Raw genomic sequence first — 9,934 nt, 5'->3', positions numbered from 1 at the left:
CCCCCGGTGCGTGCGGCGTCCGGCTATCCGAAGCGGCCCGAGATGTAGTCCTCGGTCGCCTTCTGCGTCGGGTTGGAGAAGATCTTCTCGGTGTCGTCGATCTCGATCAGCCGGCCCGGCTTGCCGGTGGCCTCGAGGTTGAAGAACGCGGTCTGGTCGCTGACGCGGGCGGCCTGCTGCATGTTGTGGGTGACGATCACGATGGTGAAGTCCTTCTTCAGCTCCGTGATCAGGTCCTCGATCGCCAGCGTGGAGATCGGGTCCAGGGCCGAACAGGGTTCGTCCATCAGCAGCACGTCGGGCGAGACCGCGATCGCGCGGGCGATGCACAGGCGCTGCTGCTGGCCACCGGACAGTCCGCCGCCGGGCTTGTCGAGGCGGTCCTTGACCTCGTTCCACAGGTTCGCGCCGCGCAGCGACCGCTCGGCGATCTCGTCGAGCTCCTTCTTGTTGCGCACCCCCTGCAGCTTCAGGCCGGCCACGACGTTGTCGCGAATGGACATCGTGGGGAACGGGTTCGGGCGCTGGAAGACCATGCCGATGGTGCGGCGCACGCCGACCGGATCCACCTGCGAGCCGTAGATGTCCTCGCCGTCGAGCAGGATCGCACCCTCGACGCGGGCACCCGGGGTGACCTCGTGCATGCGGTTGAGCGAGCGCAACACCGTGGACTTGCCGCAGCCGGACGGGCCGATGAAGGCGGTCACGTTGCGCGGGGGAACGGACAGGCCGACGTCCGCGACGGCGTGGAACTTGCCGTAGAAGATGTTGACGTCCTTGAGGTCAAGACGCTTGGCCATGGTGGCTCCCTCGAGATTGTGTGAGCTTGTGGATCGTCATGGGGTCACTTGCTCCGGACCCGGGACAGGTGGCCGATGGCCTTCGCCGCGATGTTGAGGACCGCGATCAGCATGATCAGGGTCAGCGCGGCACCCCAGATCCGGTCCGTACCGGCCGGGGTCGGGTTGTTCATCTCGGCGACCATCACGCCGGGCAACGAGCCCATCTCCCCGTTGAACATGTCGAAATTGATGAACGGCGCGTAGCCGACCAGGATCAGCAGCGGCGCGGTCTCGCCGAGCACGCGGGCCAACGCCAGCATGACGCCGGTGATGATGCCGGGCAGGGCGGTGGGCACGACGATCCGCATGATCGTCTTCCACTTGGGCACGCCCAGCGCGTAGGAGGCCTCGCGCAGGTCCTGCGGCACGATCCGCAGCATCTCCTCGGTGCTGCGGATGACCACCGGCACCATGAGCAGCACCAGCGACAGCGACACCGCGAACGCGGACTTCGGGAACCCGAACGTCGCGATCCACAGCGCGTAGATGAACAGGGCCGCCACGATCGACGGGACGCCGCTGAGGATGTCGACCATGAACGTGGTGATCTTGCCGAGCTTGGACGTGCCGGCGTACTCGACCAGGTACACGGCGACGAACAGCCCGAGTGGGATGGACAGGGCCGCGCACACCAGTCCCTGGATCAGGGTGCCGATCAGCGCGTGGTAGATCCCGCCGCCGGACGCGGAGGCCGACAGTCCGTTCATCGAGTTGGTGAACCAGGTCGGGCTGGTCAGCGCGGGCAGGCCCTTGGAGACGACGGTGACCAGCACCCACGCCAGCGGCACGAGCGCCAGCAGCACCGAGCCGGTGACCAGGACGCGGGCCGCGAGGTCGTTGAAGCGTCGCCGGCCGCTGACGCCCTGGAAGGTGGGCTTCTTGACGGGGCGGTCCAGTGTCGCCGTCATGTCAGTCCTTCTTTCCGGCGATGGCGGCGCGGGCCGCCGCGTTGACCACGAAGGTCAGGACGAACAGCACCAGGCCGGCCGCGATGTAGGCGCCGGCCTGAATGTCGTTGTTGAACTCGGCGTATCCGAGCGCGATCTTCGAGGCGAGGGTCGAGCCGGTGTCGAAGACCGACCAGCCGAACGCCTTCGAGGTGGTGCGCAGGATCATGTACAGCGCCATCGTCTCGCCGAGTGCGCGGCCGAGACCGAGCATCGAGCCGCTGATGTAGCCGGACTTGCCGAACGGGATCACGGTGGTCTTGACGACCTCCCACTTGGTGGCGCCGAGCGCCAGCGCCGCCTCGATGTGGGCGACGGGGGTCTGCACGAACACCTCGCGGGTGACGGCGGTGATCACCGGCAGGATCATCACGGCCAGCACGATGCCGGCGGTGAAGATGGTGCCGCCGCCCTGGATCGAGCCGGACCCGGTGGCGAACAGCGGGAACCAGCCCAGGTGATCGTTGAGCCAGACCGCGACCGGCCTGATCGCGGGCGCGAAGATGAGCAGGCCCCACAGGCCGTAGACGATGGACGGGACCGCGGCCAGCAGGTCGATCACGTACGCCAACGGCTTGGCGAGCCGCTTCGGCGAGTACTGGGTGAGGAAGATCGCGATACCCAGCGCCACCGGCATTGCCAGCACGAGCGCCACCAACGACACCAGCACCGTGACCTGGAACAGGTCCAGGACGCCGAACGCCATGTTGTTGATGTCGGTGGTGACCCACTTGCTGCTGGTGAGGAAGTTGACCTCGTTGCGAGAGAGCGCAGGGACCGCACGCCAGACCAGGAAGACCCCGATCGCCCCGATCAGCACCGTGACGAACACCGCCGACCCGGTCGTCAGCGTGGTGAAGATCCGGTCCGCCGGTCGGGTGACCGTCTTCGCGGGGGCTGCGGGTGTGGAAGTGATCGGTGCCTCCGGGGATCCGAGCGGACCGCCCGCCCCGGCCCCGGAGTTACCGGGGCCGGGTGCGGGAGGCGCCGATTGGGTGGGCGCGTCGCTCATCTGCGCTCGCAATCTTGTAGGTCTGAATATAGAGCGGTTGGTTCGAGCGGAACACTCAGCCGATCGAGGAGACCGACGCGTTGAGCTTGTCCTTGACCGTGCCGGGCAGCGGGATGTAGCCCTGCGCGGCGAGGTCGGCCTGGCCTTCGTTGGCGGCACTGGTCAGGAACGACTTGACCGCGGCCGAGGTGTCGGCGTCGTAGCCCTTCGAGCAGACGATCTCGTACGTGGCCAGGACCAGCGGGTAGGCACCGGCCTCGGTGCTGCCGAAGATCGAGTTGAGATCGAGGGCGAGGTCGCCCGAGTTCTCGTTCTTGAACTTCGCGCCGCTGATCGCCTTGCTCGCCGCGTCGCTGGTCAGCGGAACCGCGCCGGAACCGTTGTCGATCGCCGCGGCCTTGAGCTTGTTCTGGTCCGCGAACGACTTCTCCACGTAGGTGATGGAGCCGGGGGCGCCGGCCACGGCCTGCGAGACGCCGGCCGAACCCTTGGCACCCTCACCGACGCCGCCGACGAAGTCGGAGCCCGCGCCCTGCGTCCACGCGCCCTTCGAGGCGGTGGTCAGGTACTGCTGGAAGTTGTCGGTGGTGCCCGAGGAGTCCGAGCGCACGATCGGGGTGATGTTCTGGTCCGGCAGGCTGACACCGCTGTTCAGGGCAGCGATGGCCGGGTCGTTCCACTTCTTGATGCCGCCGTTGAAGATCTTGGCGAGGGTCTCGCCGTTCAGCGTGAGGTTGTCGACGCCGTCGAGGTTGTAGGCGATCGCGATGGGACCGAACACGAGCGGCAGGTTCCACGCGTCGTTGCCGGCGCAACGCTCCTTGGCCGCGGCGGCCTGGTCGCCCTTGATGGCGGAGTCCGAGCCGGCGAAGTCGATCTGCTTGGCGATGAACTGGGTGCGCCCGTCGCCGGAACCGCTGGGGTTGTAGGCGAGCTTGACGGTCTTGCCCTTGTCCTTGCAGACCGCGATGTAGGTGGAGGTGAAGGCGTCCATCGCGTTCTTCTGCGCGGAGGATCCAGCGGCCGACAGCGCCTCCTTGCCCTCGCAGGTGGCGGTGGAGGCAGCACTGTTGACGGTGGTGCTGCCGGATGCCGAGTTGTTGTCGCTACCGCACGCAGCCAGGGTCATGGCACCGACGGCCACTACACCGAGCACCGCAGCATTGCGCTTGAAGTTCACGCTGTTTCCTCCGGGAAGCTCACTTGTCCAGGCAGCACGGCGCCGCCCTGCCGTGAAAGGTAAGCGGGAGTGGTAGCCAGACGGACCCAGGAGGGTGAACGGAGAGTGAACACCTGCGGGAGTGAGCCGTAGATCACTCCCGCGCACTCGAAGTGCGGCTCAGCCGGCCTTGGTCTCGGGCATCCGGAAGTCGGCCGCGGCGACCACCGTCGCGGGCGACGGATTCTTGAGCGAGGCCGCGTACGTGTCGACGTACTCCTGACCGGTCATCCGCATCAGCTCGTACATGATCTCGTCCGTGACGGCCCGCTCGACCCAGCGGTTGCCGCCCATGCCCTCGAAGCGGCTGAAGTCGATCGGTGCGCCGAACTTGATCTGCACCCGCCGGCGACGCCAGCGGAACGGGCCGGGCGGGCAGACCTCGCCGGTGCCGATCACCGCGACCGGGATCACCGGCAGGCCGGTGGCGAGGGCCAGTCGGGCGATGCCGGTCTTGCCCTTGTACAGCCGGCCGTCGGGCGAACGGGTGCCCTCCGGGAACAGTCCGACGAGCTTGCCCTGGTCGAGCAGGCGGCGGGCGGTCTCGAGCGCGGCGTTCGCCGCGTCGGCGCCGCTGCGGTCGATCGGCACCTGGCCGGCTCCGGCGTAGAACGCCTTCTGCAGCGCCCCCTTGAAACCGGGGGTCGTGAAGTACTCGCTCTTGGCCAGGTAGGTGATGCGACGAGGCGAGGACAGCGGCGCGAAGAGCCAGTCCGCGATGGACAGGTGGTTGCCCGCCAGGATCGCCGGACCGTCGGCCGGGATGTGCTCGATCCCCTCCACCTTCGGACGGTTGTAGAAGCGGATGAACGGCCCGACGAACACGAACTTCAACAGCCAGTAGAACATGACTACCCTTGTGCCCCTTCGTATGCGACGTCGACGTGATACCGCTCGAAGGCGAGCCGGTCGTACGTGTGCAGTGCGGCGACGTTGTCCGCCTCGGTGTACAGGAGCACCGATTCGAGTCCCCGATCGCGCAGGTATTGCAGGCCCGCGACGGTGAGAAGTCTACCCAGTCCGCGCCCCTGCGCGCCCGGTGCGATCGCCACCACGTACACCTCCCCGATCGCCGGGGCGTCCGCGGTGGCGGTGTGCACCTTGGTCCAGTGGAAGCCGAGCATCGCCCCGGTCTCCGCGTCGGACGCCACGAACAGGCCCTTCGGGTCGAACCAGCTCTCGGCGACCCGCTCGTCGATCTCGCGCTGGGTCCACGCCCCCTGCTCGGGGTGCCAGTCGAAGGCCTCCGCGTTGACTCGCAACAGGTCCGCGTCGTCGGCCGGGCCCGCGTAGGTTCGCAGCGTCACCCCGTCGGGAACCACCACCTCGGGCAGCGCGGGCTCGGCGAGGGTCCTGCGCAGTTGGAGCAGCTCGCGGGCCGCGTGCAGGCCGAGCCGGTCGGCGACCGCGCGGGCCGCGGGCAGGTCGCCGTGCGCCCACACCCGGGTGCCGGCGCCGCCGCGTCGCAGCGCCTCGCGAATCAGCGCCCGCCCGACTGCCCGACCGCGATGCTCGGGATCGACCACCGCCTCGACCATCGCGGGGTGCTCGTCGTGCGCCGGTTCGAGACCCGCGTAGCCGACGATGGTGTCGTCGAGGGTCCACAGCACGTGCTCGGCGCCCGACCGCCCGGTCAGCCGGTGCACGGCCTGCTCCGAGATCGGCGCGACGCCGTCCGTCGTGGTGGCCCGCTCGACCAACGCACGGATCTGCTGCTCCTGTTCGGCATCGAGCAGGTAGAACCAGCTCATCGCGGCTTCGGTCATCTACGGCGCCGTGCCGTTCGCGGCGGTGAGAGCCGAACCGTCCGCCTCGCCCCCGTCGGATCCCACCTCGTCCGCCGCGTCGCCGTCGGCGGCGTCCGCGACCGTGCCGGTCTTGCGGCTGGGCCGGACGGCCTTGTACCCGACGTTGCGGACGGTCCCGATCAGCGCCTCGTACTCGGGCCCGAGCTTGGCGCGCAGCCGACGGACGTGCACGTCGACGGTCCGGGTGCCGCCGAAGAAGTCGTACCCCCACACCTCCTGCAGCAGCTGGGCCCGGGTGAACACCCGCCCCGCGTGCTGCGCGAGGTACTTGAGCAGCTCGAACTCCTTGTAGGTCAGGTCGAGGGGTCGTCCGCGCAGCCGGGCGGTGTAGGTGCCCTCGTCGATCACCAACTCGCCGAGGGTGATCTTGCCCGCGCTCTCCGGCGTGGCGGCGCCGCCGCTGCGCCCGACCAGCAGCCTCAGCCGGGCGTCCAGCTCGGCGGGCCCGGTGCCGGGCAGCAGGATGTCGTCGAGGCCCCAGTCCGAATTGACCGCGACCAGCCCGCCTTCGGTGAGGACCGCGACGACGGGGACGGTGGATCCGGTGCTCCCGAGCAGCCTGCACAGGCCACGAGCGGCCGCGAGGTCCGTGCGGGCGTCGACCAGGGTGATGTCGGCGGAACCCGCCTCGAGCAGCGACGACACCTCGGTCGGCGCCGGCCGGACGGTGTGCGCGAGCAGCGCCAGGGAGGGCAAGACGGAGTCCGGGTTCGGGTCAGAGGTCAGCAGGAGTAGCTCCACGCAGCCTTCCCCTCTCGTCGTTCATGTGCCTGAGCACGTCGATGTGCCTGAGCACGCGGCGACGGTGACGCGATACTTCGAGAACAGACTAGCGCGCCCGTCGCGGCGGGCAGTCAACCCTCGCCCCATTCGTGTCCGTCACAATGGAGACCGTGCGGAAACTGATACTCGCCCTGGCCTGCCTGCTGGCACTCGCCGTGGTCGTCGACTTCGGCGCGGCCGCGTACTCCGAGTACCGCGTTTCCCGGAGCCTGCGCGAGGGCGGTGCGCTGGCCTCCGACCCCGAGGTCACGGTCACGGGTTTCCCCTTCCTCACCCAGGCGGCGGCCGGAACCTACAAACACGTGGAGATCCGCGCCCGCGGCGTGCACAGCGACGTCGTCGGAGACGTGACGGTCGAGGCCAACCTGCACGGTGCGCACGTCCCCGCCTCCGAACTCGTCAACGGCAGCGTGCGCACGGTCCCGGTCGACCACCTCGACGGCCGGGTGCTGATCGAGGCCACCAACCTGGGCAAGTTCCTCGGCATCCCCGACCTCGAGGTCTCGGCCCCGCCCGCGGACAAGTCCGACGGGACCGGCGGCTCCGGCGGGTCCGGCATGTCCACCGCGGGCGGCATCGTGCTCACCGGAACAGTCCCGGTCGGACCGCTGAAGGCGACCGTCAGCGTGCAGTCCAACCTGGTGCTCGACGGCGACGACGTGAAGATCGTGGCCACCAACCTCTACTTCGGCCCCGAGGGGCACGCGAACTTCACCGTCCCGCCGGCGCTGGAGCCGGCCGTGCTCGGACTGTTCACCAAGAGCATCGACGCCCAGCGACTGCCGTTCGGACTGCGCCCGACCAAGGTCTACGCCCAGGGCTCGCAGGTCGTGATCGAGGGATCGGGCGACAACGTGGTGATCAACCTCGACGAGATGGTGCGGGCATGATCGCGCTGATCGCGCTCGCCGTCGTCCTGGTCGCCGCGCTGGCGGTCGGGCTCGCGCTGCGGTCCCGATCGGGAAAGGTCCGGGCGACCGAGCCCGAGGCCACGACCACCGACGCCCGGCTGAACCTGCTCGCCGAGGCCGGGGTCGCGGGTGCCGGACCGACGGTGCTGCACTTCTCCGCCGACTGGTGCGGCCCCTGCGCCGCGGTGCGACGGGTGGTCGGGCAGACGCTGGAGAACCTCGACGCCCGGCTCGGACCCGGCGCGGTGCACGCGGTGGAGGTGGAGGTCGACATCGACGAGAACCCCGCGCTGGCACGTGAACTCGGCGTACTGTCGCTGCCGACGACCTTCATCTTCGACGGCGCCCAGCTGCAGCGATACCGCGTGTCCGGGGTCCCGTCGGCCGCGGATCTCGAGGCCGCCCTGCTCCCGCTGTGCGGACCCGAGGCTTCAATTCCCCCGGAAAACGGGTAAGCTCGCCCCGTGCAAACCCGCCAAGAGCTCCTGCTCACCCGACGCCGCACAGTCGACCTGTGCCGCCTCGGCGGTTGTTGCTGTACCTGCCTGTAGATCCTCACGGCCGCGCCCTGCGCGCCCATGCCCCGGCCTCCAGCGCCCGAGCCCCACGCCGTGACCGATCCGATCGCCGCGCCCCGTTTCCGCATCTCACGGCATCCGTTCAAGTGCAGGAGCACACTCCAATGCCTACCACCCTTCCCAGCACCGCGACCCCGGACACGGGTGCCGCGGACCAGGTCGACGTGCGCGGACCGCGGTTCGCCGCGTGGATCACCACCGCCGTCCTCGTCGTCGTGCTCGCCGTCTCCGCCTTCTCCCCCGTCCTGGCGGGCGTGCTGTTGGCCGTCCAGGCCGTCGTGTTCGCGGTCGGTGCCGCCCTCGGCCCGCGCCGCAGCCCCTACGGCCGGGTGTTCGCCACAGTCGTCGCGCCCCGGGTGGGTCCGCCCACCGACCGGGAGCCGGTCGCACCGCTGAAGTTCGCCCAGCTCGTCGGCGGCGTCTTCGCCGTCGTCGGCGTCGTCGGGTTCCTGTCCGGGCTGATTCTGCTCGGCACGATCGCCACCGGCTTCGCGCTCTTCGCGGCCGTGCTCAACGCGGCCTTCGGCATCTGCCTGGGCTGCCAGATCTACCCGCTCGTGGCCCGCTTCCGCAGGTCGACTCCGATCCCCGCGGCGTAGCCGCACAGTCCCACCCCGTACCCACGCAAGAAAGTACCGAAAGGAAAACCATGGCTCGCTCCGACGTCCTGGTCTCAGCCGACTGGGCCGAGCAGAACCTCGACGCACCGAAGACGGTGTTCGTCGAGGTCGACGAAGACACCTCGGCCTACGACGGCGGCCACATCGAGGGCGCAGTCCGACTCGACTGGCGCAAGGACCTGCAGGACGCCGTTCGTCGTGACTTCCTGAACCGCGAGCAGTTCTCGGCGCTGCTGTCCGCCAAGGGCATCGCGAACGACGACACCGTCGTCCTCTACGGCGGCAACAACAACTGGTTCGCCGCGTACGCGTACTGGTACTTCAAGCTGTACGGCCACCAGGACATCAAGCTGATCGACGGCGGTCGCAAGAAGTGGGAGCTCGACGGCCGCCCGCTGTCGAGCGCCGAGGTCACCCGCCCGGCCACCGAGTACAAGGCCGCCGAGCCGGACACCTCGATCCGCGCGTTCCGCGACGAGGTCATCGACGCGATCGGCAACAAGAACCTGGTCGACGTCCGCTCGCCCGACGAGTTCTCCGGCAAGATCCTCGCGCCGGCGCACCTGCCGCAGGAGCAGGCGCAGCAGCGCGGCCACGTCCCCGGCGCCATCAACATCCCGTGGAGCACCACCGCCAACGAGGACGGCACCTTCAAGTCGGACGCCGACCTGACCGCGCTCTACGCGGCCAAGGGCTTCGACGACAGCAAGGAAACCATCGCCTACTGCCGCATCGGCGAGCGCTCGAGCCACACCTGGTTCGTGCTGCAGGAGATCCTCGGCAAGAGCAATGTCAAGAACTACGACGGCAGCTGGGTCGAGTACGGCTCTCTCGTCGGCGCCCCGATCGAGCTGGAGGTTCGATAACCATGTGTGGAGCACCTGTTCAGGGTCAGACCCTGCCCGCCGGCGTTGACGTCGAGAAGGAGACCGTGATCACCGGTCGCGTCCTGGCCGCCGACGGCCAGCCGGTCGGCGGCGCGTTCGTGCGTCTGCTCGACGGCACCGGCGAGTTCACCGCCGAGGTCGTGGCGTCGGGCACCGGCGACTTCCGCTTCTTCGCCGCCCCCGGCACCTGGACCGTGCGTGCGCTGTCCAGCACCGGCAACGGCGACACCACGATCAGCCCCGAGGCCAACGGCATCCACAACGTGGACATCACCGTCAGCAAGTAAGCGCCTCCGGCGCCTGTGCGCGATCGGTTCCCCGATGGGG

At 69.0% G+C, this 9,934-nt stretch carries 12 protein-coding genes; 5 read left to right on the top strand and 7 right to left on the bottom strand.

Going from position 1 to position 9,934, the window contains the following annotated elements; all coding sequences use genetic code 11:
• Nucleotides 1–23 precede the first annotated feature (23 nt).
• The 7 genes from pstB to ACFXGJ_RS22465 all read right to left on the bottom strand — a co-directional run bounded on the left by pstB (nucleotide 24) and on the right by ACFXGJ_RS22465 (nucleotide 6,569).
• Nucleotides 24–800 (bottom strand): phosphate ABC transporter ATP-binding protein PstB, encoded by a 777-nt coding sequence (pstB, locus tag ACFXGJ_RS22495; protein ID WP_378625068.1) that lies wholly within the window; start codon nucleotides 798–800, stop codon nucleotides 24–26.
• 44 nt (nucleotides 801–844) lie between these two features.
• Entirely contained in the window at nucleotides 845–1,750 is a 906-nt protein-coding gene (pstA, locus tag ACFXGJ_RS22490) for a phosphate ABC transporter permease PstA (RefSeq protein WP_378625065.1), read from the bottom strand.
• A gap of 1 nt (nucleotide 1,751) precedes the next feature.
• Nucleotides 1,752–2,801, bottom strand: coding sequence for a phosphate ABC transporter permease subunit PstC (gene pstC, locus ACFXGJ_RS22485; protein WP_378625062.1), 1,050 nt, complete (start codon nucleotides 2,799–2,801; stop codon nucleotides 1,752–1,754).
• A 55-nt stretch (nucleotides 2,802–2,856) separates the two neighbouring features.
• The gene (gene pstS, locus ACFXGJ_RS22480) at nucleotides 2,857–3,981 is read right to left on the bottom strand and encodes a phosphate ABC transporter substrate-binding protein PstS (RefSeq protein WP_378625059.1); all 1,125 of its coding nucleotides are present in this window, start codon (nucleotides 3,979–3,981) and stop codon (nucleotides 2,857–2,859) included.
• Nucleotides 3,982–4,140: 159 nt separating this feature from the next.
• A complete protein-coding gene (locus ACFXGJ_RS22475; RefSeq protein WP_378625056.1) occupies nucleotides 4,141–4,869 on the bottom strand; it encodes a lysophospholipid acyltransferase family protein in 729 nt (242 codons plus the stop codon).
• A gap of 2 nt (nucleotides 4,870–4,871) precedes the next feature.
• Nucleotides 4,872–5,786, bottom strand: coding sequence for a mycothiol synthase (mshD, locus tag ACFXGJ_RS22470; RefSeq protein WP_378625053.1), 915 nt, complete (start codon nucleotides 5,784–5,786; stop codon nucleotides 4,872–4,874).
• Nucleotides 5,787–6,569, bottom strand: coding sequence for a winged helix-turn-helix domain-containing protein (locus ACFXGJ_RS22465; protein WP_378625050.1), 783 nt, complete (start codon nucleotides 6,567–6,569; stop codon nucleotides 5,787–5,789).
• Nucleotides 6,570–6,721: 152 nt separating this feature from the next.
• Here ACFXGJ_RS22465 and ACFXGJ_RS22460 point away from each other — a divergent pair, with 152 nt between their 5' ends.
• From ACFXGJ_RS22460 to ACFXGJ_RS22440, 5 genes are all read left to right on the top strand, one after another.
• On the top strand, nucleotides 6,722–7,501 hold the full coding sequence (locus ACFXGJ_RS22460; protein WP_378625047.1) for an LmeA family phospholipid-binding protein: 780 nt from the start codon (nucleotides 6,722–6,724) through the stop codon (nucleotides 7,499–7,501).
• Nucleotides 7,498–7,977 carry a thioredoxin family protein gene (locus tag ACFXGJ_RS22455; RefSeq protein ID WP_378625043.1) on the top strand — a complete coding sequence of 160 codons (480 nt, stop codon included), beginning with the start codon at nucleotides 7,498–7,500 and terminating at the stop codon, nucleotides 7,975–7,977. The genes ACFXGJ_RS22460 and ACFXGJ_RS22455 overlap by 4 nt, the downstream gene beginning before the upstream one ends.
• Nucleotides 7,978–8,204: 227 nt before the next feature.
• Complete coding sequence (locus tag ACFXGJ_RS22450) at nucleotides 8,205–8,699, top strand: DUF4395 domain-containing protein (protein ID WP_378625041.1); 495 nt, start codon at nucleotides 8,205–8,207, stop codon at nucleotides 8,697–8,699.
• Nucleotides 8,700–8,749: 50 nt separating this feature from the next.
• On the top strand, nucleotides 8,750–9,586 hold the full coding sequence (locus ACFXGJ_RS22445; protein ID WP_378625038.1) for a sulfurtransferase: 837 nt from the start codon (nucleotides 8,750–8,752) through the stop codon (nucleotides 9,584–9,586).
• 2 nt (nucleotides 9,587–9,588) lie between these two features.
• The gene (locus ACFXGJ_RS22440) at nucleotides 9,589–9,894 is read left to right on the top strand and encodes a DUF1416 domain-containing protein (protein WP_378424412.1); all 306 of its coding nucleotides are present in this window, start codon (nucleotides 9,589–9,591) and stop codon (nucleotides 9,892–9,894) included.
• Nucleotides 9,895–9,934: the final 40 nt, after the last annotated feature.

The sequence above is a fragment of the Rhodococcus sp. NPDC059234 genome (genome assembly GCF_042754225.1).
Classification (GTDB): domain Bacteria; phylum Actinomycetota; class Actinomycetes; order Mycobacteriales; family Mycobacteriaceae; genus Rhodococcus_G.
Note: the sequence above shows the minus strand (reverse complement) of the source record. Positions and strands in the feature narration are given on the sequence as shown.